This is a genomic window from Pantoea sp. (assembly GCF_028283705.1).
In the GTDB taxonomy this organism is placed as follows: Bacteria; Pseudomonadota; Gammaproteobacteria; order Enterobacterales; family Enterobacteriaceae; genus Pantoea.
Genome location: NZ_JAPWKD010000018.1, coordinates 29,631 through 55,439, shown reverse-complemented (window position 1 = coordinate 55,439; position 25,809 = coordinate 29,631). Strand labels below are relative to the sequence as shown.

Genomic DNA, 25,809 nt, shown 5'->3' with positions numbered 1-25,809 from the left:
AATGAAGACGGTTTTTTTATGCCGAATTATTCGCTTTCGTTGCGTTTCTGGCTTAACCCATATTCGCGCAACTTATTGGCAATGGCAGTGTGTGACACGCCGAGTCGCTTCGCCAGCTTACGCGTGCTGGGATAAGAGAGATACAGGCGCGTCAGAATCGAACGTTCAAAACGACTGGTGATCTCATCCAGCGTCCCTTCCATCGCCTCTTCTCCCATCGATACATCCAGCGCCTGCTCCGGCAACACGATATCCTGCGGACGGAGTTCATAGCCTTCCAGCTGCGTCAGGGCTCGGTACAGGGCATTTTTCAGCTGTCGCACATTGCCCGGCCAGCTGTAACGCGTGAGAAAGGCTGTCAGCTGCGGAGAAAGACGCGGGCGTGGCAACCCCTGTTCATCAGCAAAACGGGCGACAAACATTTCAGTGAGCGGCAGGATATCCTGCGGACGTTCACGCAGCGGCGGCAGGTTCAGCGTCAGTACATTCAGACGATAGAACAAATCTTCACGGAATTCGCCACGTTGTACCAGCTCAATCAGGTTCTTTTGCGTGGCACAAATCACGCGCACATCAACGTGCACCTCGTGCTCCTCGCCGACGCGACGGAAAGTGCCATCGTTCAGGAAGCGCAACAGCTTGGTCTGCATACGCGGTGACATCTCACCAATTTCGTCCAGCAGCACCGAACCGCCATTCGCCTGCTCGAAGAACCCTTTTTTCCCTTCCAGCGCATTAGGATAGGCACCTGCCGCATGACCAAATAATTCACTTTCCGCCACATCATCAGGCAACGAGGCGCAGTTCAGCGCCAGGAAAGGTTTCTTGCCGCGCGCGCTGCGCAAATGACAGGCGCGCGCCAGCATATCTTTACCGGTGCCGGTATCACCGACAATCAGCAGCGGTGCATCGTGCATCGCCAGCTTACGAGCCTGGTCCAGCACCTGACGCATTTTTGGCGTGACCGCTACGATATGGTCGAATTCCGACTCATCGGTTACCGTCAGATTCTGCAACTGACGGCCCATCCGCGCGGTGGATTTCAGGGTAATCATCGCACCCACAGGCTGATCGCTCTGGCCTTCTTCTTCAGCGAGGTAAATCGGGCGCGCTTCCAGCAGGAAATCACGTCCCTGAATCACCACGTGCTGCACCTCAGCATCAACCCGATCATTCTCAATCCAGCGCTGGAAATTAAAGCCGCTGATCAGCGTCCCCGCGTTCTGGTTGCGGATTTTTTGTTCGTCGAGATTAAACAGATTTTGTGCCGCCGGATTCGCCAGTTCCACTTTGCATTTCAGATCGATGGACAATACCGGTTCCGGCATCGCCACCAGTAACGCGCTCAGCGCCCGGTGTTCACGTTCTGATGGCATGTAAGCCACGGTGCGTACATCTGTCACGCCAGGTGTACGGCGAATTTCCGCCATCAGTGAGCTGAATTGTTCAAATTCCAGTGCGGAAAAGTTGAGGTAGATGCGCCCGAGTGGCGCAATTTCAATGCCGCGCAGGTCGATATTGCGGGCAACCAGCAGGTCGAGCAGCTCGCGCGCCAGCCCGATACGGTCCTGGCAGAAAACTTCCAAACGCATTGCGATGGCCTTATTCAGGTTTTGATTTTAGTGATAATACGCTAACTTGCGACGCCTCAGAAGGGGCCTGTCAGGAAAAGTTGACAGTATGAAGCCGACGATTGACAAAAGTGTAACGGAACAACCAATAATAATCCCGCCAAAAATCACAATTAACAAAGAAAATCTCACCTTTCACACCCTTTTCAGTGCGAAAGGTGAGCGGGTGCTGATTATTTAGCACTCTGCCCTGCCTTAGCCTCGCTTTTGCTGAGGGTTTCTTTCAACTGACCAATCAGTTCACGGCGGAAATCACCCAGCCGCGGTTTATCATCTTCCAGCCATGGCAGAGGTCGACACAGCTCCATCGCCTTAATACCCAGGCGTGCCGTGAGCAGTCCGGCACCAATCCCCTGGGCTGCGCGGGCAGAAAGCCTTGCAGCAATATCCTGCGATATCCAATCCATGCCCACTTCATGTACCAGTTCTGAGGCTCCGGCAAAGGCCATATTCAGCAGCACCAGACGGAACAGACGCAGACGGCTGAAGTAGCCCAGCTCAATGCCGTAAAGGGTGGCGATACGGTTCACCAGGCGTAAGTTACGCCAGGCGATAAAAGCCATATCCACCAGTGCCAGCGGGCTGACGGCAATCATCAGGGTCGCTTCCGCCGCATGACGGCTGATTTCACGCCGGGCCTGACGATCCAGCACCGGCTGCACCAGCTGCGCATACAACGTGACTATCTCACGATCGTTATGCGTTTCATGCAAGGCAGCATGCCAGCGTTGCAATGCAGGATGCGCCTGATCCAGCTGCGCCTGCTGTGCCAGCTTTTCACAAAATGCACGCCCTTTACCGATACCATGGCTATGGAGTAACTCACGCCCTACATCACGCTCCTCAGCGCGCTGCCGCAATCGATATAACCGACGCCACTCGCTAATCAGCGCACCCGCCCCGGCGGCGATGATCAAGCCACCGGCAACGCCGCTGCCTAGTGCAAACCAGTCACGTGTCAGCCAGGCATCGTGCATCCACTGCACTCCCTGAGCCACCACGCTGACGCCAAAAATGCCCAGGCCGGCACCCACCATTTTGCGCCACAGGCTGCGTTTCGGACGCAGCGCCGCTTCAACCACTTTTTCACCCGCGCCCTCTTCCAGCGGCTCCTCTTCACGGGTGGCGAGAAACGCCACGTCAGTGTCGGCGTTAAAGGTTTGCGCCGCACGCAGCGGTTTATCTGCTTCGCGATCCAGAGGCCGGGCAAAGTCGATGCGCGGTTTCAACGGTGTTTCATCGTTCATCGCAACTTATCTCCCAATAAAAACTCCAGCGCCGCATCCATACGAATGTGTGGCAGTGGACGGTCAACGTCGAGCTGCTGCGGGCGGAATTGTTCAAACTGAAATCCCTGCTGTTGCCAGAAGGTGTGGCCAGGCAGGCGTGGCGGCACTTCGCCGGGATAGAAAGTCAGCGCTTCACCATCGTCCAGACGGTTACCGCGCAGCGCGGGGAGCTTCTCGCCACGATGATCAACCAGCCCGCTTTCGGTCGCCTGCACCGAGGCCAGACCGAGACAATCCATGGTGATGCCTTCGAATGCGGCGTTCTGCCACGCATCCTGCACCAGCTGCTGCAATAACGACACCATATTGGCGTGCTGATCGGCGGTGATGTGATCCGCTTTGGTTGCGGCGAATAGCAGCTTATCGATGACGGGTGAAAACAGACGGCGAAAAAGCGTACGCTGGCCGTAATGAAAGCTCTGCATCAGTTGTGTCAACGCCAGACGCATATCGTTAAACGCCTGCGGTCCGCTGTTCAGCGGTTGCAGGCAGTCGACCAATACAATCTGCCGATCGAAGCGCAGGAAATAATTTTTATAGAAACCTTTCACCACATGCTGGCAGTAGTAGTTAAAACGCTGCTGCAGCATCGCGAAATTACTGCCCGCCGGTGCCTGCCGCTGGATATCGTCCTCCTGAGGCCAGGGAAAAAACTGTAATGCAGGCGCACCAGCCATATCTCCCGGCAACACAAAACGCCCCGGCTGAATAAAATGCAGCCCCTCGGCTTTGCATTGATGCAGATAATCGGTCCAGGCGGCGGCGATGGCGGCCAGACGATTTTCATCGGCCTGAGCATAAGGATCGAGATCGGCACACAGACTGCGCCAGCGCTGCGCCCATATGGCGCGATCGCCCTGCAACAATCCCAGCATCTGCCGTGACCAGCCAGCATAATCCTGCGCCAGCATCGGTAAATCGAGCAGCCATTCGCCGGGATAATCGACAATTTCCAGATACAACGTGGCCGTGTCTTTGAAGTGGCGCAGCAGCGATTCATCCGGGCGATAACGTAGTGCCAGACGCATTTCACTGACGCCGCGTGTCGGCGTGGGCCAGCTGGGCGGCACGCCATACAGTTGGGCCAGACCTTCGTCATAAGTAAAACGTGGCGTACCCAGTTCGCGTTGCGGCACACGTTTGACCCCGAGCAGACGCTCCTCGCGCACCACAGAAAACAGCGGCAAACGAGCGCCGCTGTGGACATTCAGGAGCTGATTAACCAATGAGGTGATAAAGGCCGTTTTGCCACTGCGGCTCAGGCCCGTCACGGCAAGGCGCAGGTGACGGTCAACTCCCCGATTCACCAGCGCCATCAATTCATTTTGCAGTCTTTTCATCGTTTTCCCTGATGAAGCGTGCCGACAGGCGACTAAACACCTTCGTCAGCAACGGTTCCAGCGCAAACGCCAGTAACAACTTTAACGGACGCCGCGCCACCGATTTCACTGCCCAGCCAGCGAGGCCGCCAGGGGCATATGTGACTGCACTGATGATGATAAATTTTCCCGCCGACTTCAACGCAGGTGCTGCGCGGCGACGCAGAGTTGTAAAACGTTGGGCGGACAAGGCAACCTCCGGCAATTAAATTTGACGAAAACGGCTACGCACGCTGAAAGTTTCCGAGGTGACGTAGCGCTCAATATCACGCACATGACGTTCATCGACCTGCAGCGCTGCATCCAGCTCGTCCAGCAACTCACTGGCGCTGGGTTTATGTACGTCCGGCGCATCATCCGGTTTCACATCCAGCACGAAGCCGAGGATAAAATAGGCGATCAGGACAAAGCCGAATAGCCCAAAAAACATCGACAGCACCAGAATCACCCGCAGCAGCGTGACGGGGACATCAAGATATTCCGCCAGGCCAGCACAGACCCCGCGCACTTTACCTTGCTGGGGAATCCGCCATAGCTTACGCCCTTTCAGGCTTCCACCACTCATGGCTGCCTCCAGTTCGGGTGTTCGGCATCAAGAATTGCTTCCAGCGCTTCGACGCGCTCGCGCATCCGGCGAGCATCCTGGGTCATCTGTTGCAGACGTTGCATGTCACTCGATGAAAGCTCCGCACCGCCGTTGCGTTTGTTGCTGTAATGAAGCCATAACCAAATAGGTGCGACAAACAGCACGAAGATGGTCAGCGGTATGGCCAGAAAAAGTGCGCTCATTGACTCTCCTTAATCATTTAACCCGTGACTGGTTCAGCACCATTACTCGCTGCGATTCATTTTGGCTTTCAGGGCCGCCAGCTGCTGGCTGATTTCATCATCGGCTTTCAGCTCAGTGAACTCCTGATCGAGGCTTTTCGGTTTACCAAAACGCTGGCTTTCCGCTTCTGCTTCCATGTGATCGATACGGCGTTCAAACGATTCGAAACGTGCCATCGCGTCATTCAGTTTATTGCTGTCGAGCTGACGACGAACATCGCGCGATGAAGAGGCTGCCTGGTGGCGCAGGGTCAACGCCTGCTGACGGGCACGGGTTTCGCTGAGTTTTTTCTCCAGCTCACCAATTTCCCCTTTCATACGTTCCAGCGTCTCTTCCACCTGCGACACTTCCTGTTGCAGCGCAGCGATCAAATCGGTCAGTTTCTGTTTTTCAATCAGTGCCGCGCGCGCCAGGTCATCTTTATCTTTGCGCAGAGCCAGCTCGGCTTTTTCCTGCCATTCGGCCTGCTGAATATCGGCTTGCTCAATACGGCGCAGCAATTGTTTCTTTTCGGCCAGGGCACGGGCCGAGGTGGAGCGCACTTCCACCAGTGTGTCTTCCATTTCCTGAATCATCAGGCGTACCAGTTTCTGCGGATCTTCGGCGCGCTCCAGCAGAGAGTTGATATTAGCGTTCACGATGTCGGCAAAACGAGAAAAAATACCCATAATGATGTTCCTCAGAGTGTAATGTGGTTGCGTAAGACGCTCATCACTAATACAAAAGGCGTGCCAGTTTTTAACTGTATGAATTTATTGATCTTGATTGTTTTACATCCCGCCAGCATTCGCATAAGGTAGTGAAATTGATTAACTGATGGTGAAATTCATCATGGCAAATGGTAATGACAACCTGCTGGGCGAATCCAACAACTTTCTTGAAGTGCTGGAACAGGTTTCGCGGCTCGCCCCGCTGGAAAAACCGGTACTGGTGATTGGCGAACGCGGTACCGGTAAGGAGCTGATTGCCAGCCGTTTACATTATTTATCCGATCGCTGGCAGGGTCCTTTCATCTCCCTTAACTGCGCCGCATTGAATGAAAATCTGCTCGATTCTGAACTGTTCGGCCATGAAGCCGGTGCCTTTACCGGTGCGCAGAAACGCCATCTCGGTCGTTTTGAACGCGCCGATGGCGGCACGCTGTTTCTCGATGAACTGGCGACAGCGCCCATGCTGGTGCAGGAAAAATTGCTGCGCGTCATTGAATATGGGCAGCTGGAGCGCGTCGGCGGCAACCAGTCACTACAGGTCAATGTCCGTCTGGTGTGCGCCACCAATGAAGATCTGCCTGCGCTGGCAGCGGAAGGCAAATTCCGCGCGGACCTGCTCGATCGTCTCGCCTTTGACGTCGTCCAGCTGCCACCGCTGCGCGAGCGCCGCAGTGATATCCTGGTAATGGCAGAACATTTTGCCATTCAGATGTGCCGCGAGCTGGGTCTGCCGCTGTTCCCCGGCTTCAGTGAACAGGCGCAACAGGCGCTGTTGCACTACAACTGGCCGGGTAATGTGCGCGAACTGAAAAACGTGGTAGAACGTTCGGTATACCGCCATCACAGCATTGAGGAGCCGCTGGATAACATCATTATTAACCCGTTTGCCCCGCGCAGTGCGTCGGTTTCGGTTGCCGCCAGTACTGAAAGCAGCCAGCCCGCTCTGCCACTCGATCTGCGTCAGTGGCAGAACCAGCAGGAACGTCAGCTGGTGGAACGCAGCCTGGCGGAGGCGAAATATAACCAGCGCCGGGCGGCGGATTTACTTGGCGTGACCTACCATCAGTTGCGGGCGATGATGAAAAAGCATGGTATTCAGCTGCGGGATGAAGGATAAAACCGTTAACGTTTCGCCTCCGCAAACTCGGCAATTTCCAGCACCATATCGGATACGGTATCGGGGTTGTAGAGAATAAATTCACGCCTTAACTTACTGTTATTGATAAATGTGGTTATCGCCTCGTCATAAGTGCTGGCCTGCATTGCGGCGATAAACCCTTCACGTTGTTTATCTGAGAACTGAAGATAATGCTTCGCTCTGCTGCTGGCGATAGAGCGGTGCCATTGTCTCCGTATTTCAATTTTGTCTTCCAGCGGAATCGTCTTAACGATGAAATTACAATTAGAATTACAAAAATCCTTTTCTGTTACGGGTGCGCCAACGTAATAATTATCCGGCAACGGTTCCGTGCCTGTACCCTCTCCCTTAGTAACTTTAGCATGTACCGACTCATGGATAAGTATCTGCGCCTGTTCCCATATGTTTTTTGACCAGAACAATTCAGGAAGGCCGATTTTATTTAGCAAGGGATAATAGACGGCATTGGCTTTTATTCCCCCCTGGTACTCTAACTCCAGCACGCTCTTGTCTTCATCAGCCAGCCATTTTTGTGCTTCTCTCAGTTCTGATACGATTTTAGTTACTTCAGCGAAGATAGCATCACTGACTCCATTTGGTTGAATACCAAGATATTCAGAAATGACCTCTCTGGCTCTGATATCTTTAGCGGCAAGCAAAGGTTCAACTCTGTCGAGAGTCATTTCAAAATTTCTAATCGCCTGTACTATCGCAATTTTATGCGCAATATTATTTTGCCCGATGCTATTCTTCCCTTCAGCCACCACTCTGTTTCTTTTTATTACATCGTCTGTGGCATCATCCCTGCCCCATATAATTTCACCTTCTAAATTTTCCGGGATACTGGACATGCCCGCCCCGCCACCCATGATCCTTTCGTCAAGTTTCCATTGCCCCTTTTCACCATCGAAAGTATACGCCAGTGGTGATGCACCTTCAGGTTGGATGTAACTGGATGGCAATTTTATTTGCACCCGTTTATTTTCTAATATATCGATCGCAACATAAGAATCCCTGCCATTAGTATTTCCCGTTCTGAGATAACTTTTTCCGTCATTTGTTCCATAAACTTCTGGTAATTCAGTGACTGGCGTTAAATTCAGCTCACGGGATAATTTCAGCTTTAGTTCTTTCGGTATGGTATGATCAAAAACTGGCGAGGTTATTTCGCTTCTTTTCCATTGTTTCATTTTTTCATTATAGATAAACTTCGTCTGACTTAACCCCCCTTTCTTAAACGAATTCACATCATTAAAATGCCGTTTTGGCGTCGTAAAACCCTGACCGTCCACGACAACCTCTATATACTCAGCCTGTCCCTCTTTTTGCCCAATGCGCAAGAAGTACTGCCTGGTTTTTTCCTGAAAATACACCCCTGGATAACCCTGAATACGACTGAGCCCTCCGATACCAGAAAGTTTACTGGCGATTTCAGGAAGATTATCTAAACTTCTGAAGGCTTTTCTGTCGTAAACCCAACCTGCATCCTTATCAAAAAAATAGCTTTTCTGCTGTGAGCCATATATGGGGTGATTACTCTTCTCCTTCACGGTAAGGAAATCACCTTCAAAAAAAACATTCACATATTTATACGTATTATCCGATTCTTTAATCCGCAGATATAAATCCTCATTCTCATCGCGCCACAGGATCATTCCTTCCCCATAATCATAAGATTTAAGGGTTTTCTCCGGCCATGAAAATGTTTTCATTTCTGGTAAGAGCAGGACATGTTCCGTTTGCCAGCCAACATCCCCGCGCTTATATTCAGCGGTTTCCTGGAGACCTGCGGTGAACCTGACATTCAAAAGATCCATCAGCGCAGACTCCAGTTCGTTTCGGTCAACCGCCCTTCCCGCAAGATGATCATTTATCAATGAAAAGATAGATCCCAGAGAACTCCTGATGAGTCCGGCCGGATGCAGTGAGCTGGCGAGGGATTCTATTTTTCCAAGCTGGATAGCCAATGATTTCAAAGCCTGTTCAGTTTTGGTTTCTAAAAGCCTGGCGGAAGCATATTGATAGAGTTCAATTGCCGCGCTAATAAATGATTCAACCGGTCGTTTAAAGGCTTCCGTCAAAAGACCGGTAATATCCAGGAGGGTATATTGGGTTTTAATTCCTTCATCCAGTCTCCTGATAATAATGACATCGACAGGATTAAAAGGGGCTGATGTCGTTTGCATCTGTCTGACAGGAAGTGACCGGACATTTCTTATCTGATTATCGTGTGGTAATAAACGCCAGTCTGCTGTGTCACCCAATTCACGTCTGGTTTTATCATCCCGTTGTTGCTGCCGATTGCGTGTCCGGGTGCGTTCAACGTCTTTATCGTTCCTGATTAGTCTGTGTTTTTCTTCATGCGGACGATTCAAAACATGAATTGCTGTCTGGGCAGGATTATCAGAACGGACATTGATCACTGGTGCATCACGCGCCCGGGATTTTACAGGATGGTGCTTAGCCGGGTTGAGGGCCGAAATAACCTGGTAATGGTGCCTGACAACAGCTTTTCTCAAGGGAAGAGGTTTCTGACTTTTATTATGATACCCGGAAACCGGGGCCGGTTGTGATATTGCCTTTACCGGTGGCGCATGTATGGTAACGCCGGACGTTCGGGCTGCGATTTGCTGTGGCCTGCCCGATGGTGAATATAACGGTGTGCTACACACCGCCGTGGCGATGGCCCCCGTTGTTAACGCGCCAGTAAAAAAATAGCGTCCGGGTTTGAAATAATGTTTACGAACCGATGCTGGTTTTGCTGCGGTGATATTTTCGAAGCTGACCTTGCAGGCTTTGCCGTTTAACAGGATGGTCGTTGAATCCTTAACTTTCGAGCCTCTGCGCGAACCGGCAGCTGTCCTCGGTATCCCTACAGCTGTTGATGATATCCTCGTCATAAACGCCTCCATGATAATAACGTTCACTATGAGAGTTTACTGCACAGGTTTTCGAAATAGTTTGCGCTGTAGCAAGGCGGCAAGGGAGCAAGTCCCTGGGAGCATACATAAGTATGTGACCAGGAGGGCGAACGAGTGCAGCCAACACAGCTACAGCGCAAAATATGAAGAAAAAAAAGCCCGCTATAAGCGGGCAACAAATACTGGAAGCAATGTGAGCAATGTCGTGCTCTTCTTCGGTAGAGCCACCGTCGAAGCGCAGAAGAATAATAATCATTCTTATTATCATCTGTAAACCCCTAATTGAGAATTTTTCTCATCTCCACACTAACGTTGTGATTACCCCACCCTCGGTTTGCTGAAAAAGACACCATAACTGTCCTTAATTTGGGGAGTACCCAGCGTTTGCGATACACTCTCGCTATTGCCTCAGAATCGTTGAGTTCTATGCCAAAATTATTCCCCACGCTGTTGCTCGGCCTCAGCGTATTGAGTGCGTCTGCATGGGCGCTGCCTGCGAACGATATTCGCCATACCGGCTTCGTTTATTGCGTCAACGGCACGGTGAATACCTTCAACCCGCAGCTGGCCAGCAGCGGGTTAGTGGTCGATACCCTTGCCGCGCAGCTTTACGATCGCTTGCTTGATGTCGATCCCTATACCTATCGGCTGATACCCGACCTGGCACAAAGCTGGGAAGTGCGTGATAACGGCGCAACGTATCGCTTCCACCTGCGTAAAGATGTTGCCTTTCAGCACACCAACTGGTTTACGCCGACACGAAAAATGAATGCCGACGATGTGGTGTTCAGCTTTGCCCGTATGTTTGATCGTCAGCATCCATGGCATAACGTTAACGGCGGCAGCTACCCTTATTTTGATAGCCTGCAATTTGCGGACTCGGTGCAGAGCGTGAAAAAACTCGATGATGATACCGTCGAGATTCGCCTGAACAGTCCGGATGCCTCGTTCTTGTGGCATCTCGCCACCCATTACGCGCCAGTGCTCTCCAAAGAGTATGCCGATCAACTGACGGCCAAAGGTCAGCAGGAGAAACTGGATCGTGAACCCGTTGGCACAGGCCCATTCCAGCTCAGCGAATACCGTACCGGGCAATATCTGCGTCTGGCGCGCAACCCGCAATACTGGCGCGGAGTGCCACGTCTCCAGCAGGTGGTGATCGATCTCGGCGTCGGTGGCACCGGTCGTCTGTCGAAATTGCTGACCGGTGAATGTGACGTGCTGGCCTATCCCGCTGCCAGCCAGCTCAATATTCTGCGCGACGACCCACGTTTACGTATGACGCTGCGTCCCGGCATGAATATCGCTTATCTGGCCTTTAACACCCGTAAACCGCCGCTGGATCGACCTGAAGTGCGGCACGCGCTGGCGCTGGCGATAAACAATGAACGTTTGATGGAGTCGATTTATTACGGCACCGCTGAAACCGCTGCATCGATTCTGCCGCGCGCCTCGTGGGCGTATGATAATAACGCGCGTGTTACCGAATATAACCCGGCCAAAGCGCGGGAAACCCTGAAGGCGCTGGGTGTGGAGGATCTGCATTTGCGCCTGGTGGTGCCCACTGCGTCGCAGTCGTGGAACCCCAGCCCGCTGAAAACCGCTGAGTTGTTACAGGCCGATCTGGCGCAGGTCGGGGTGCGCGTCACCATCGTCCCGGTGGAGGGTCGTTTTCAGGAAGCTCAGCTGATGTCCATGAACCATGATATTACCCTCACCGGCTGGGCCACCGACAGTAACGACCCCGACAGTTTCTTCCGTCCGCTCCTGAGCTGCGCGGCGATTCGCTCGCAAACCAATTACGCGCATTGGTGCTCACCCGCCTTTGATGAGGTGCTGCAACAGGCCCTGCTGTCACAACAGCTCGCGGCGCGCATTGAAAGTTACGATAAAGCGCAGCAGATGCTGGCGCAGGAGCTGCCGGTGCTGCCACTGGCGTCGTCACTACGTTTGCAGGCCTATCGCCATGATATTAAAGGCCTGGTGCTGAGTCCGTTTGGTAACGCCTCATTCGCAGGCGTTTATCGTGATGAAAGCAGCGAGGAATAAGCATGATCATCTATATATTGCGTCGCCTGCTGTTGTTGATCATCACGCTGTTTTTGCTGTCGCTGGTCAGCTTCAGCCTGAGCTATTTCACCCCCAATGCCCCGCTGGAAGGCGCGTCCTTGTTTGATGCCTGGTGGTTCTGGTTTAAGGGGCTGCTGCAGTTTGATTTTGGGGTGTCCAGTACCAATGGCCAGTCGATTGATATCCAGCTACGCGAGGTGTTTCCCGCCACGCTGGAGCTGTGCATTCTGGCCTTTATGCTGGCGCTGATGGTCGGGATTCCGCTCGGGATCTGTGCCGGGGTGATGCGGAATAAATGGCAGGACAAGGCGATTAGCGCGCTGGCACTGCTTGGTTTCTCCATGCCGGTGTTCTGGCTGGCATTACTCTTCACGATGTTTTTCTCGTTAACCCTCGGCTGGTTGCCGGTATCTGGCCGGTATGATTTGCTCTATCCGGTGCAGAACGTCACGGGTTTCGCGCTGATTGATGCCTGGCTGAGTCATTCACCGTGGCGACATGAGATGCTGATCAGCACCCTGACCCATATGATCCTGCCGGTGGTGGTGCTGGCCGTTGCCCCGACCACCGAAGTTATTCGCCTGTTGCGTAGCAGCACCAGCGAGGTGATGGATAAAAACTACGTTAAAGCGGCGGCGACGCGTGGGCTGTCGCGTTTTACCATTATCCGCCGCCATGTGCTGCATAACGCGCTGCCCCCGGTGATCCCCCGACTGGGTTTGCAGTTCTCCACCATGCTAACGCTGGCAATGATTACAGAAGTGGTGTTCAACTGGCCAGGTCTGGGGCGCTGGCTGATCAATGCTATCCGCCAGCAGGATTATGCCGCGATTTCTGCCGGCGTGATGGTGGTAGGCAGCCTGGTGATCGTAGTTAACGTTCTGTCAGATATTGTTGGCGCGGCGCTTAACCCGTTGAAACATAAGGAATGGTATGCCCTACGATAATATCTACGCCGAAAAACGGCAGCCCGGCACCTTCCGACTCAGCTGGCAGCGCTTCTATCACGACACCAGCGCAATGGTCGGCTTATATGGCTTCGGTGCCATCCTGTTTCTGTGTCTGTTTGGCGGCCTGCTGGCTCCCTATGGTATCGATCAGCAGTTCCTTGGCTACCAGTTACTGCCGCCCTCATGGTCACGCTATGGCGATGTCTCGTTCTTCCTCGGCACTGACGATTTGGGCCGCGATGTCCTTAGCCGATTGCTGAGCGGTGTGACGCCAACCGTGGGTTCGGCGATTCTGGTTACGCTGCTGGCGGCGATCTGCGCGCTGGTGCTCGGCGTGCTGGCTGGCATTACCCACGGTCTGCGTTCGGCAGTGATGAACCACGTACTGGATACACTGCTGTCGATCCCCTCGTTGCTGCTGGCGATCATTGTGGTGGCGTTTCTTGGCCCACGGCTGGAACACGCCATGCTGGCCGTGTGGCTGGCGTTGATCCCGCGTCTGGTGCGCGAAATCTACACCGCCGTGCACGATGAGATGGAAAAAGAGTATGTGGTGGCACTGCGTCTGGATGGGGCGCGTAACTTCAATATCCTGTGGAGTGCGGTACTGCCTAACGTCCTCCCGCTGCTGGTCAGTGAATTTACGCGTTCGCTATCGATGGCGATTCTCGATATCGCCGCGCTCGGTTTTCTCGATCTTGGCGCACAGCTGCCCTCGCCCGAATGGGGCGCGATGCTGGGTGACTCGCTGGAACTGATTTATGTTGCCCCCTGGACGGTCATGTTACCCGGGGCTGCGCTGATGGTGAGTGTATTGATTGTTAACCTGCTGGGCGACGGCATCCGTCGCGCCGTAGAAGCGGGAGCTGAATAATGCCGTTACTCGATATCCGCAATCTGACCATCGAATTTATGACCGCAGAAGGCCCGGTCAAGGCGGTCGATCGTATCAATCTGACCCTCACCGAAGGCGAAGTGCGCGGTCTGGTGGGCGAATCTGGCTCCGGCAAGAGCCTGGTCGCCAAAGCCATCTGTGGCGTCACTAAAGATAACTGGCGCGTCACCGCCGACCGTATGCGCTTCGACGATATCGATCTGCTGCGCCTGTCCCCGCGCGAACGCCGTCGCATTGTCGGTCACAACGTCTCAATGATCTTTCAGGAGCCACAGTCCTGTCTTGACCCCTCGGAAAGCATTGGTCGCCAGCTGATGCAGGCGATACCTGGCTGGACATTTAAAGGCCACTGGTATCAGCGGTTGTGGTTCTGGCGCAAAGCGCGTGCCATTGAGTTGCTGCATCGCGTCGGTATCAAAGATCATAAAGACATCATGCGCAGCTTTCCTTACGAGCTGACCGAGGGTGAATGCCAGAAAGTGATGATTGCTATCGCCCTGGCGAACCAGCCACGGTTGTTGATTGCCGATGAGCCGACCAACGCCATGGAACCCACCACCCAGGCGCAGATTTTCCGCCTGCTCAGCCGCCTCAATCAGAACAACAACACCACCATTTTGCTGATCAGCCATGACCTGCGCACCATGAGTCAATGGGCCGATCGCATCAACGTGATGTATTGCGGCCAGACGGTGGAAACCGCGCAGAGTGATGACCTGATGGGGACACCGCATCACCCTTATACTCAGGCGCTAATCCGCGCGATGCCGGATTTTGGTAGCGCTTTGCCGCACAAAAGCCGCCTGAATACCTTGTCCGGTGCCATCCCATCGCTGGAGCATTTACCGATTGGCTGCCGTCTTGGCCCACGCTGCCCCTATGCGCAACGTAAATGCATCGAAACACCGCGTCTTAGCGGCAACAAAGCGCATCTGTTTGCCTGCCACTTCCCGCTGAATATGGAGGGTCAGTAAACATGGAAACGCTGCTGGAAGTGCGCAATCTGAGCAAAACCTTCCGTTACCGTACCGGTTTGTTTCGCCGCCAGCATGTCGAGGCGGTGAAGGAAGTCAGTTTTACCCTGCGCGAAAAACAGACGCTGGCGATTATCGGGGAAAATGGTTCCGGTAAATCAACGCTGGCGAAGATGCTGAGCGGCATGGTTCCCCCCACAGATGGACAAATCCTGATTGACGATCATCAGTTGGAGTATGGCGATTATGGTTATCGTAGCCAGCGCATCCGCATGATTTTTCAGGACCCGACAACGTCGCTGAACCCGCGCCAGCGCGTCAGCCAGATCCTCGATTTCCCGCTGCGCCTGAATACCGATTTGGATGACGACGCGCGGGAAAAACGCATCATTGCCACGCTGCGCCAGGTGGGCTTATTACGCGATCATGCTGGTTATTACCCCCATATGCTGGCTCCCGGGCAGAAGCAACGTCTGGCGCTGGCGCGTGCGTTGATTCTGCAACCCAAAGTGATTGTGGCAGATGAAGCGCTGGCCTCGCTGGATATGACCATGCGTTCGCAACTGGTGAACCTGATGCTGGAGCTCCAGGAGAAGCACGGTATCTCCTATATTTATGTCACCCAGCATATCGGCATGATGAAGCACATCAGCGACCAGGTACTGGTGATGCATCAGGGCGAAGTGGTGGAGCGTGGCGGTACCGCCGATGTGCTGGCCTCCCCGCTGCATGAACTGACCAAACGGTTGATCGCCAGCCACTTTGGCGAAGCCCTGACCGCCGAAGCCTGGCGGCGTGAGCGTTGATTGTTCACTGCGTCGCGGAAAACGCGGCGCGATTTACCGCATTTGACAGAGACGTGCTAGAATCCGCACGTCGATTAACGTCGGTCGCGCACTTTTTAACCATTGCGGCCGCCAACAACAATGACCATAAGGATTACAGCTATGGGTTTTCTTTCCGGTAAGCGCATTCTGATTACTGGCGTTGCCAGTAAACTTTCCATTGCCTACGGTATTGCGCAGGCGATGCACAAACAGGGCGCAGAGCTGGCTTTCACCTACCAAAACGACAAACTGAAAGGTCGTGTGGAAGAGTTTGCTAAAGACCTGGGTTCAGACATTGTTCTGCCGTGCGATGTGGCAGAAGACGAGAGCATCACTGCGCTGTTCACCGAGCTGGCAAAAACCTGGCCAAAATTTGACGGTTTCGTTCACTCCATCGGTTTCGCCCCGGGCGACCAGCTGGATGGCGACTATGTAAACGCCGTTACCCGTGAAGGCTTCAAAATCGCTCACGACATCAGCGCCTACAGCTTTGTTGCTATGGCGAAAGAGTGCCGTGCGATGCTGAACCCGAATTCAGCGCTGCTGACCCTGTCTTACCTGGGTGCTGAGCGCGCCATCCCGAACTACAACGTGATGGGCCTGGCTAAAGCGTCTCTGGAAGCCAACGTGCGCTACATGGCGAACGCGATGGGTCCGGAAGGTGTGCGTGTTAACGCCGTGTCTGCGGGTCCGATCCGTACGCTGGCTGCCTCTGGCATCAAAGATTTCCGTAAGATGCTGGCACATTGCGAAGCCGTTACCCCGATTCGCCGTACTGTAACCATCGAAGACGTAGGTAACTCTGCGGCCTTCCTGTGTTCTGACCTGGCAGGTGGTATCACGGGCGAAGTGGTACACGTTGATGGCGGCTTCAGCATTGCCGCGATGAACGAGCTGGAACTGAAATAAGTTCCTGAGGGCGAGCCTGGCTCGCCCTTTTCATTTATGTCCGCAATCCTCTGCATCAAAAAAGCGCGATAAATCGCGCCGCTACGTCCTTATACATTCTTGCTATTAATTATCACCGATCATTCTTTTGCCCCGGACAGCCCTTCGGCGACGATAAGCTAGCCCTTCGGTGCGCGCCCGTTTTCGGATTGCGGCCACCGCTACCGAGTCCGTTTTTTGCAAAAGGAATGACCATGGAACAACGCCGTTCTCCAGGCCATGACCAGTGGTTTTATGAAAGTCAGACCCGTCCGCAACATAGCGCTGCGGCACCGCTGGTCCCTGAAGCTGCCCATATTGAGGATCGTTTTCTGCTCGGTTTACAGCAGGAAGCTACCGCCTTACAGCCGTTGTTTATTCGCTTTCAACCCGCCCTGCTGGCGGCGCGCGATCTCAGCCAGATTCTGTTTCCCGACACCTTAACCCCCACCCTGACGCATACTCTGACGCTATATGATCGTCTCAGCACCGCGCTGACCGTGGCACAGGTGGCAGGCGTCCAACGCTTATGCAATCACTATGCTGCACGACTGAACCCGCTGCCGGGCCCGGACTCCTCCAGAGAAAGTAATAACCGGCTGACGCAGATCACCCAATACGCGCGCCAGCTGGCGATGCAACCGGCGCTGATTGCTGGCAGCAGTATCGGCGCGCTGGATGCCGTCGGCCTGACGGAACCGGATATCGTCACCCTTAATCAACTGGTGGGATTTGTCAGCTATCAGGCGCGTGTGGTTGCCGGGTTACAGGCGATGATCGGCCTGCCCGTTCGCTGGATCCCCGGCGTATCACCACCACCCGATGCCGACGCCGCATTGTTTCAGCAACCCTCCCACTGGCAGCACGCGCTGAAACCGGTTGAGCTGCGTTATGCCACGGCGGAACAACTGGCGGCCGTCACCTTTTGTCAGGGAATCGATGGGCTGGATGACGCGGTCTGGTTGCTGGTACATGATGCCCAGGCCTTGTACGGCTGGGCGACGTTGCATCAACGTTTAAGCGAGCATTTTGACGCGGATGAGGCTCAGGTACAGGCGGTGAGCGCACGGATTCTCGGCTGCCAGCGCCAGTTTGATCGCCATGCCAGAGAGAAGCGCGACATGCTGGTTAATGGGATTGCCGGTGACGACGAGCCACTCACCGCGTTGAGCGCACAACTTACCCGGCTTCCTGAGCGTTTCAGCGCTGCCCATCTGCAACCGCTGCTCAATGCCGGTTGGGGAACAGAAAAGATCTTTACCCTGCTACAGGCGGTGGCGCTGGCAAACTGGCAGGACCGCCTACTGATGGCGCTGGGCGAGACACGTTAATCGGGCAAATGCCCACGCGCTTCATCGAAAAAATGCTGAGCCAGCGGCGTTGCCCGGCCTGGTTCAGCAATCACCAGAGCCGCCTGGCGTCCCATCGGCGCAATCTCAATCGGTCGACGTTGCAGATTTTGCAGCATTTCCGGCAGCAGATGCCCACAAGGCGAGACCATCACTCCTAACCCCACCTGCGCGCTTTGCAGCAACTGCATAATGGATGCGCTCTCGACAATCACCCGTGGCTGGAGCCCAGCCGCGCGCAGCTGGCTATCGAGATAACGGCGGAAATAACGTGTCGGTTCAGCGAGACACAGCGGCTGGGTAGCAAGCAGTGCCAGATCAAGCGTCTGATGCTCCAGCAGCGCCGGGAAAACCCCGGGATTGAACACCGCCTCGACACCGCGATCTTTCAATAGCGCCGTCTGGAAATGCAATTCGCGCAGCGCATTGAGTTCAAAAAAACCAATACCACCATCTACCGTATGGCTGTTCAGCGCATCCAGCAACTGATCGGCGCTCATCGCCGACACGCGATAATCCAGCTGCGGATAGCGTGCCTCAACCGCCTTCAGCAGCGCCGGTAGCGCCACGCTGCACTGCGGCATCACCCCGAGACGCAGAGTGCCATTCACGCCGTGTTTGAGCGATTCCACTTCCAGTTTAAGTCCCTGATACACCGAGACGATTTCCCGCGCCCAGGCCAGTACCCGTTCACCTTCCGGGGTAAAGCCATCAAAATTGTTGCTGCGGTTAATCAGCGACAGACCCAGCTCGCGTTCAAGATTTTTCAGGCGCATCGATAGCGTAGGCTGGCTGACAAAACTAGCCTCCGCTGCCCGGCCAAAGTGACGTTCGCGTTCCAGATTGCAGAGATAAATTAACTGTTTGATATCCATGTATTTTCACAAAGTTACAGCGACACCTGGCGTGCGCGTCTGAGGGCGGTCAGAGACATCATCGTCAACATCAGGCCGATCATTAATAACAATTTAAAACTGATGGCCTTCAGCAGCACGATACCCACCACCCCGCCGCCGAGGAACGCCAGCACCGTATACAGATGCAGCTTCAGCCGCTCGATATATAACGGCGCATCTTTAGGCGATTCCTTGCGCCGTAGCACATCAAATAACATCGCCAGCTCGATACCGATATCGGTCGACGTGCCGGAAACATGGGTGGTTCTGACACGCGCGTTGGAAATCCGCGTCACTACCGCATTTTGTAGCCCGAGGAGAAAACTCAGGCTGAGGATCAGCTGCACCCCGGAATCACCGTTAGGAAACCAGCTCTCCAGCACACCCAGCACCAGCAACGCGATGCCTTCGATAAAGATATTGATGGCGTAAATGCCACGAATTTCACGCCGCCGTCCGGCGTTGATTATCAGGGTTGAGACCGAGGATCCCGCAATAAACAGCAGGATAATCAGCAGAAAAAACAGGCCGATATGCAGGTCAACTTTTGCCAGATGATCTGATAACAGCGAGACGTTACCGGTCATATTGGCGGAGAAAAAACCCACAGTTTCGAACGCTGCCGTGTTCAGTGCGCCGGCCACTGCCGCAAGGGTACAGGCCAGACTACGGTCGGTATTATAGGTTCTGGAACTCTCAGTGCTTACCAGCATGGCATTTCCCTGACGACCATCAACCCGGCTATCATCCTGCCAGCGCTGAATATTCTCAAGCGCTTCGCTTCTTTTTCCCGTCAGGCCACTCCCAGCGCACTTTTCACTTCACTGGCAATCTTCTCCACCTGTGGGCCATAAATCACCTGCACATCGTGCTCACTGACCCGGTTCACGCCATTCGCCCCGGTGGTCATCAGCGTTTGATCGACGACTTCATTCATTTGCTTAACGCGCACCCGCAGGCGGGTAAAACAGCAATCGACATCCTCTATATTGGCCTCCCCACCCAGCCCACTGATGATCACTTTGGTGCGTTCATCCGCTGCCACCTGCTCCGGTTTCTGTTCATCCTCAGATTCGCGTCCCGGGGTTTCAACCCCCATCCGCGTGATGACAAAGCGGAAACCGTAGTAGTAAATCGGCGCATAGACGATACCGAGCACCAGCGTCCACCACCAGTGTGTTTTGCTCCCCCCCAGAATGCCAAACACCACCAGATCGATGGCACCGCCCTGCACGTTGCCAATCATTAAATGCAGCATCGACATCAGCATAAACGACAGGCCCATCAGCAACGCATGCAGGAAATACAGCACCGGTGACACAAAGATAAAGCAGAACTCCAGTGGCTCGGTGATACCGGTAGTAAAGGAGGTGAGCGCACCCGCCAGCATTAGCGCTTTGACACGTTGCTTATGTTCCGGGCGTGCGGTGTGGTAGATCGCCAGCGCCGCAGCAGGCAGACCAAACATCATCACCGGAATTTTGCCCTGCGCGAGGAATTGGGTGGCGGTACGGACCGTCTCATCCGGGATCGCCCCTGGATTGGTCAGCGAGGTGTTGAAAATATTCAAGGCTCCAACGATGGTCTGTCCATCCACCGTCGCCATGCCGCCAATCGGTGTGAAACGCACGGTTTCATTGAGGATATGATGTAAACCAGTAGGGATTAGCAGGCGTTCGCAGGCCCCCAGCAGGAATGCACCATATTGACCGCTTTTACCGATCATTTGCCCCACCCAGGCGATGCCAGCACCGATGGTTGGCCAGATCAACGCCAGCACGATCCCCACCAGCGGCAGCAGCACCACGGTGACAATCGGCACAAAACGCCGCCCACCAAAGAAGCTGATAGCCGTGGGTAACTGCTGGGTATAAAAACGATTATGCAACGTCACCGTGATCAGCCCGGCAATCACCCCGCCGAGTACGCTCATGTTGTAGGTAAAAATGCCCAGCATCTCGATATATTCCGCCGAGGTCATCATCGCCGTGGTCTGGTCCATCCCCGATTGCTGCAAGGCTTGTGCGGTGGTGGTGGCCGCCGTCAGTCCTTTCGCCGCCAGCGTGGCGCTGATCCCCACATTCATGACGATATAACCAATTACAGCAGCAAAGGCAGCGGTGGGTTTCTCAGCTTTTGCCAGACCTATCGCACTGGCAACAGCAAAGAACACCGGCAGATTAGCGAACAACGCCCCGGCGACTTTACGAATAAAACCAATAACTAATTGCGGCACCTGCATCTGCGTGAAGGCATCCCCGGTGATCGCCGGGTTTTGCATCGCCGCGGCCAGACCGAGGAATATCCCGGCAGCGGCAATCACCGAGATGGGCATCATTAAGGCTTTACCGAAGGCGTGAATTTGGCTGGCCAGATTCTTCATGGTTCAGACCCTTGCAATAATTGAAAGTACAATTATTAGCCAGTTATCCGGGTGGCACGTACCCTCACGCCCTGAGCGGCCAGTAAAGTTTGAACTGGCTCACGCTTCTGTCCGATTTACGCGATAAACGCCAGCTATCGCACCATTAAGTCAATCAATTAGACAACTTTTGCTGTCAGTCGCACACTTTGCGTCAACAGTCGTCATATCCTGATAACAACTCCTAAACAATAAGCCTGCAATTACTATGAAATTTAAACGTAAGATTCAGCCCTACCGTGCTGCTGCCGGTGGATGGGGCTCTTTGGAAGCGACCACCCGTTTCGTCTTCGACAGTAAAGCTGCACTGAAAAACATGCGTAACCTGCTGCGTATGAACAAAGCACGCGGCTTTGACTGTCCGGGCTGTGCCTGGGGCGATGACAACAAAAGCACCTTTAGTTTCTGTGAGAACGGTGCCAAAGCGGTGACCTGGGAAGCCACCCGCCGCGTGGTTGAACCGGCGTTCTTCGCCCAGCACAGCGTCAGCACGCTGTATCAGCAAAGTGATTATTTCCTCGAATATCAGGGCCGTCTGACCCACCCGCTGCGCTACAACCGCGATACAGACCATTACGAGCCGATCAGCTGGGATGATGCCTTCGCGCTGATTGCCAGCCATTTACAGGCGATGGACCACCCTGACCAGATGGAGCTGTATACCTCTGGTCGCGCCAGCAACGAAGCCTCCTGGCTGTATCAATTGTTTGGCCGCGTGATGGGCACCAACAATTTCCCTGACTGTTCCAATATGTGCCATGAAGCCAGTGGCTCCGGTTTGAAACGCAGCATTGGCGTGGGCAAAGGTACCATCCGTCTCGACGATTTTGACCATGCCGATGCGATTTTTGTCTTCGGTCAGAATCCCGGCACCAACCACCCGCGTATGCTGCACAGCCTGCGTCACGCCGCCGATCACGGCGCGCGTATCGTCACTTTCAATACCCTGCGTGAGCGTGGTCTGGAGCGTTTTGCCGATCCGCAAAAACCGCTGGAAGTGGTGACGTCGATGGCGGGCACCATCAGTTCCGCCTATTATCAGCCTAATCTGGGCGGTGATATGGCGGCCATCCGTGGCATGGTAAAAACGCTGCTGGAAACCCATCGCGCGCTGATCGCGGCCGGTGAAAAAGGTCTGTTTGACGAAACCTTTATCAACGCCGCCACCCAGGGCGTGGAAGCCTATCTGACCGCAGTGGATAACACCCGCTGGGATGACATTGTGCGTCAGTCCGGGCTGAGCGAAGCGCAGATTCGTGAGGCAGCTGCCATCTATCAAAGCGCCGACCGGGTGATCTGTACCTGGGCGATGGGGATCACCCAACATAAACACTCTGTTGATACCGTGCGTGAAATCGTCAACCTGCAACTGCTGTTTGGTCAGCTGGGCAAGAAAGGCGCAGGCCTGTGCCCGGTGCGTGGTCACAGTAACGTGCAGGGTAACCGCACCATGGGTATCGATGAAAAACCCAGCAAGGCGTTCCTCGATGCGCTGGGCAAACATTTTGACTTTGAACCCCCGCGCGAACACGGTCACAACACCGTGGAAGCCCTCAACGCCATGCTGCGTGACGAAGTGAAAGTGCTGATCGCGCTGGGTGGCAACCTGGCGGCAGCGGCACCTGACTCGCCGCTGACCGAAGAGGCGCTGCAACGTTGCGGTCTGACCGTGCACATCAGCACCAAACTGAACCGTAGCCATCTGGTACCCGGTCACGAAGGTTTGATTCTGCCAACCCTCGGTCGTACTGAGCGTGATCGTCAGGCAACGGGTAACCAGTTCATCACCGTGGAAGATTCATTCAGCATGGTGCATGCCTCTGAAGGCGTCGGTATTCCGCTGGCGGACACCCAGCGTTCAGAAACTGCGATTGTCGCCGGTATCGCCTATGCCACCCTCGGCAAAGAGAAAATTGACTGGCTGGCGCTGGCCGATGATTACAATCTGATCCGTAATCACATTGCCGCCACCATCCCAGGCTTTAGCGATTTCAACACCAAATGTGATCTCCCGGGTGGGTTCTACCTCGGTAACGCCGCCGCAGAACTGCGTTTCAATACCCCGTCACAGAAAGCAGAGTTCAGCAATGCTGCCCTGCCCACTTCGCTGTTTCCACAGCTGGGAGATGTCGAGGTGCCGTTTACGCTGCAAACTCTGCGTTCCCATGACCAGTACAACACCACCATTTACGGCCTCGATGACCGTTATCGCGGTGTGTACGGCCAGCGTGAAGTGGTGTTTATTCACCCGGACGATTTACAGGCGCTCGGTTTCAGTGAAGGCGAACTGGTGGATATCGAAACCCTATGGAACGACGGGATTACTCGCCGGGTGAGCGGTTTCAAACTGGTGCCGTATAATATTCCTCGTGGCAATCTGGCCGCTTACTACCCGGAAACCAACCCGCTGGTGCCCCTTTCCAGCTTCGGTGACGGTAGCGGCACCCCGACTTCGAAGTCAGTGCCGGTGAAGCTGGCCTTAACAGCCGCTGTACCAACCCAACGTATTGCCTGACGCCGGGTTATCAGAAGGTAAAAAGCCGCGTAAAGCGGCTTTTTAGCCTGTTTTGGCCTTGCCGCACGGGCATGATTCGCGTAAAACTGTCAGCCGCTCTTAGGCCACGAAACTAAAAAAATTATGTTCCAGAATAACCCGCTGCTCGCGCAGCTGAAAGAGAAGCTCCACGCGCAGACCCCGCGCGCCGAAGGCGTGGTGAAAGGTACGGAAAAAGGATTTGGCTTTCTGGAGGTTGATGCTCAGAAAAGCTACTTCATTCCACCGCCGCAGATGAAAAAAGTGATGCACGGTGACCGCGTGGTTGCTGTGATTCACACCGACAAAGATCGCGAGAGCGCCGAGCCGGAAAGCCTGGTTGAGCCGTTCCTGACGCGTTTTGTCGGCCGCGTACAGAAAAAAGATGATCGTCTGTCCATCGTGCCCGATCATCCGCTGCTGAAAGATGCCATCCAATGCCGCGCAGCCCGTGATGTCAGCCATGACTTCCAGGCCGGTGACTGGGCTGTGGCCGAAATGCGTCGCCATCCGCTGAAAGGCGACCGTGGTTTTTATGCTGAACTGACCGAATTTATCACCACCGCTGACGACCATCTGGCGCCGTGGTGGGTGACGCTGTCGCGCCACAATCTGGAGCGCGAAGCACCGGAAGTCGGTTTTGGTGAAATGATTGACGAGCATCTGCAACGTGAAGATCTCACTGCGCTGGATTTCGTCACCATCGATAGCGCCAGCACCGAAGATATGGATGATGCGCTGTACGCAGAAGAGACTGCCGAAGGCAACCTGCTGCTGACCATCGCCATTGCCGATCCTACTGCTTATGTCCCTGAAGGCAGCGCGCTGGATAAACTGGCCGCGAAACGCGCCTTTACCAACTACCTGCCGGGCTTCAACATCCCGATGCTGCCGCGCGAGCTGTCTGACGATGTGTGCTCACTGCGTCCGAACGTGCGTCGTCCGGCGTTGGCCTGCCGCGTCACCGTACTGAAAGACGGCAGCCTGGCTGATGACGTTCACTTCTTCGCCGCATGGATCGAATCCAAAGCCAAGCTGGTGTATGACGAGGTTTCTGACTGGCTGGAAAACAGCGGTAGCTGGCAGCCATCCAGCGACGCTATCGCCCAGCAGATTCGCCTGCTGCACCGCCTGTGCCTGGCGCGCAGCGACTGGCGTCAGACGCACGCGCTGGTGTTCAAAGATCGTCCGGATTACCGCTTCGTGCTGGGCGAAAAAGGTGAAGTGCTGGATATCATTGCCGAGCCACGCCGCATCGCTAACCGCATCGTCGAAGAAGCGATGATCCTGGCTAACGTCTGTGCCGCTAAAGTGCTGCAACAGAAACTGGGCTTCGGTATCTACAACGTGCACACCGGTTTTGACCTCGCTAACGCGGAACAGGCAGCTGGCGTGCTGGCCGGCCACGGTATCACCGTGGATCCACAGGCCATCACCACGCTGGACGGTTTCCGTCAGCTGCGTCGTGAGCTGGATGCCCAGCCGACACAGTACCTCGACAGCCGTATCCGCCGTTTCCAGGCCTTTGCCGAGATCAGCACCGAGCCAGGCCCGCACTTTGGCCTCGGTCTTGAAGCGTACGCAACCTGGACCTCACCGATTCGTAAATCTGGCGATATGATCAACCATCGCCTGCTGAAAGCCATTATTCGTGGTGAATCGATCGCGCGTCCGCAGGATGAGCTGACCGTGACCATGGGTGAACGTCGTCGCCTGAACCGCATGGCCGAGCGCGATGTGGGTGACTGGCTGTACGCACGCTTCCTCGCACCGTTTGCCGGTGGCGATCGCAAGTTCAGCGCTGAGATCATCGACGTTTCCCGTGGCGGTATGCGCGTACGTCTGCTGGAAAATGGCGCGGTTGCCTTTATCCCGGCTCCGTTCATCCACGCCGTACGTGATGAGCTGGTGTGTTCGCAGGAAAACGGCACCGTACAGATCAAAGGTGAAGTCGCTTACCGTGTGACTGACGTGATCGACGTGACCATCGCCGAAGTGCGTATGGAAACACGTAGCGTGGTGGCTCGCCCCGCCGCCTGAGCATGAAATTGTGCGGGATAACAGTCGTT

The 25,809-nt window shown here is 54.6% G+C and carries 21 protein-coding genes; 10 read left to right on the top strand and 11 right to left on the bottom strand.

What is annotated here, in order from left to right; genetic code table 11:
• Positions 1-26: 26 nt before the first annotated feature.
• The 7 genes from tyrR to pspA all read right to left on the bottom strand — a co-directional run bounded on the left by tyrR (position 27) and on the right by pspA (position 5,796).
• On the bottom strand, positions 27-1,592 hold the full coding sequence (tyrR, locus tag PW844_RS15765; protein ID WP_299453594.1) for a transcriptional regulator TyrR: 1,566 nt from the start codon (positions 1,590-1,592) through the stop codon (positions 27-29).
• Between the two features lie 212 nt (positions 1,593-1,804).
• On the bottom strand, positions 1,805-2,878 hold the full coding sequence (locus PW844_RS15760; RefSeq protein WP_299453592.1) for a YcjF family protein: 1,074 nt from the start codon (positions 2,876-2,878) through the stop codon (positions 1,805-1,807).
• Positions 2,875-4,260 carry a YcjX family protein gene (locus PW844_RS15755; protein WP_299453590.1) on the bottom strand — a complete coding sequence of 462 codons (1,386 nt, stop codon included), beginning with the start codon at positions 4,258-4,260 and terminating at the stop codon, positions 2,875-2,877. The genes PW844_RS15760 and PW844_RS15755 overlap by 4 nt, the downstream gene beginning before the upstream one ends.
• Positions 4,241-4,489, bottom strand: a complete 249-nt coding sequence (gene pspD / locus PW844_RS15750) for a phage shock protein PspD (RefSeq protein WP_084875032.1) — start codon at positions 4,487-4,489, stop codon at positions 4,241-4,243. The genes PW844_RS15755 and pspD overlap by 20 nt, the downstream gene beginning before the upstream one ends.
• A 15-nt stretch (positions 4,490-4,504) precedes the next feature.
• On the bottom strand, positions 4,505-4,864 hold the full coding sequence (gene pspC / locus PW844_RS15745; protein WP_299453585.1) for an envelope stress response membrane protein PspC: 360 nt from the start codon (positions 4,862-4,864) through the stop codon (positions 4,505-4,507).
• Positions 4,861-5,088: an envelope stress response membrane protein PspB gene (gene pspB / locus PW844_RS15740; RefSeq protein ID WP_299453582.1), complete on the bottom strand. Its 228-nt coding sequence runs from the start codon at positions 5,086-5,088 to the stop codon at positions 4,861-4,863. The genes pspC and pspB overlap by 4 nt, the downstream gene beginning before the upstream one ends.
• A gap of 42 nt (positions 5,089-5,130) precedes the next feature.
• Positions 5,131-5,796: a phage shock protein PspA gene (gene pspA, locus PW844_RS15735; protein ID WP_084875040.1), complete on the bottom strand. Its 666-nt coding sequence runs from the start codon at positions 5,794-5,796 to the stop codon at positions 5,131-5,133.
• Between the two features lie 163 nt (positions 5,797-5,959).
• Here pspA and pspF point away from each other — a divergent pair, with 163 nt between their 5' ends.
• Positions 5,960-6,955: a phage shock protein operon transcriptional activator gene (gene pspF, locus PW844_RS15730; RefSeq protein ID WP_299453574.1), complete on the top strand. Its 996-nt coding sequence runs from the start codon at positions 5,960-5,962 to the stop codon at positions 6,953-6,955.
• A 5-nt stretch (positions 6,956-6,960) separates the two neighbouring features.
• Here pspF and PW844_RS15725 read toward each other — a convergent pair whose 3' ends face one another.
• Positions 6,961-9,876 carry a hypothetical protein gene (locus PW844_RS15725; RefSeq protein ID WP_299453571.1) on the bottom strand — a complete coding sequence of 972 codons (2,916 nt, stop codon included), beginning with the start codon at positions 9,874-9,876 and terminating at the stop codon, positions 6,961-6,963.
• A 447-nt stretch (positions 9,877-10,323) separates the two neighbouring features.
• Between PW844_RS15725 and sapA the strand changes: the two genes are divergently transcribed.
• The 7 genes from sapA (at position 10,324) to PW844_RS15690 (ending at position 17,871) form a co-directional block, all read left to right on the top strand.
• Positions 10,324-11,946, top strand: coding sequence for an ABC transporter substrate-binding protein SapA (sapA, locus tag PW844_RS15720; protein ID WP_299453568.1), 1,623 nt, complete (start codon positions 10,324-10,326; stop codon positions 11,944-11,946).
• Between the two features lie 2 nt (positions 11,947-11,948).
• Positions 11,949-12,914 (top strand): putrescine export ABC transporter permease SapB, encoded by a 966-nt coding sequence (gene sapB, locus PW844_RS15715; protein WP_299453565.1) that lies wholly within the window; start codon positions 11,949-11,951, stop codon positions 12,912-12,914.
• Positions 12,901-13,791 carry a putrescine export ABC transporter permease SapC gene (gene sapC, locus PW844_RS15710; protein WP_299453563.1) on the top strand — a complete coding sequence of 297 codons (891 nt, stop codon included), beginning with the start codon at positions 12,901-12,903 and terminating at the stop codon, positions 13,789-13,791. The genes sapB and sapC overlap by 14 nt, the downstream gene beginning before the upstream one ends.
• Positions 13,791-14,786, top strand: a complete 996-nt coding sequence (gene sapD, locus PW844_RS15705) for a putrescine export ABC transporter ATP-binding protein SapD (RefSeq protein ID WP_299453561.1) — start codon at positions 13,791-13,793, stop codon at positions 14,784-14,786. Before sapC ends, sapD begins: the two co-directional genes overlap by 1 nt.
• Before the next feature lie 2 nt (positions 14,787-14,788).
• Positions 14,789-15,592: a putrescine export ABC transporter ATP-binding protein SapF gene (gene sapF, locus PW844_RS15700; RefSeq protein ID WP_299453558.1), complete on the top strand. Its 804-nt coding sequence runs from the start codon at positions 14,789-14,791 to the stop codon at positions 15,590-15,592.
• A 141-nt stretch (positions 15,593-15,733) separates the two neighbouring features.
• Complete coding sequence (gene fabI / locus PW844_RS15695; RefSeq protein ID WP_013509224.1) at positions 15,734-16,522, top strand: enoyl-ACP reductase FabI; 789 nt, start codon at positions 15,734-15,736, stop codon at positions 16,520-16,522.
• A 233-nt stretch (positions 16,523-16,755) separates the two neighbouring features.
• Positions 16,756-17,871, top strand: coding sequence for an oxidoreductase (locus tag PW844_RS15690; RefSeq protein WP_299453549.1), 1,116 nt, complete (start codon positions 16,756-16,758; stop codon positions 17,869-17,871).
• On the opposite strand, the gene PW844_RS15685 is transcribed toward PW844_RS15690, so the two are convergent.
• From PW844_RS15685 to PW844_RS15675, 3 genes are all read right to left on the bottom strand, one after another.
• A complete protein-coding gene (locus tag PW844_RS15685; protein ID WP_299453547.1) occupies positions 17,868-18,764 on the bottom strand; it encodes a LysR family transcriptional regulator in 897 nt (298 codons plus the stop codon). The two genes, PW844_RS15690 and PW844_RS15685, sit on opposite strands and share 4 nt — an antisense overlap.
• Positions 18,765-18,778: 14 nt before the next feature.
• Positions 18,779-19,498 (bottom strand): YoaK family protein, encoded by a 720-nt coding sequence (locus PW844_RS15680; RefSeq protein WP_208715195.1) that lies wholly within the window; start codon positions 19,496-19,498, stop codon positions 18,779-18,781.
• Positions 19,499-19,578: 80 nt separating this feature from the next.
• Positions 19,579-21,168, bottom strand: a complete 1,590-nt coding sequence (locus PW844_RS15675; protein WP_299453542.1) for a PTS transporter subunit EIIC — start codon at positions 21,166-21,168, stop codon at positions 19,579-19,581.
• Positions 21,169-21,415: 247 nt separating this feature from the next.
• Here PW844_RS15675 and PW844_RS15670 point away from each other — a divergent pair, with 247 nt between their 5' ends.
• Both PW844_RS15670 and PW844_RS15665 read left to right on the top strand, forming a co-directional pair.
• Positions 21,416-23,722 (top strand): FdhF/YdeP family oxidoreductase, encoded by a 2,307-nt coding sequence (locus PW844_RS15670; RefSeq protein WP_299453540.1) that lies wholly within the window; start codon positions 21,416-21,418, stop codon positions 23,720-23,722.
• A gap of 123 nt (positions 23,723-23,845) precedes the next feature.
• A complete protein-coding gene (locus tag PW844_RS15665; RefSeq protein WP_299453538.1) occupies positions 23,846-25,780 on the top strand; it encodes an exoribonuclease II in 1,935 nt (644 codons plus the stop codon).
• Positions 25,781-25,809: the final 29 nt, after the last annotated feature.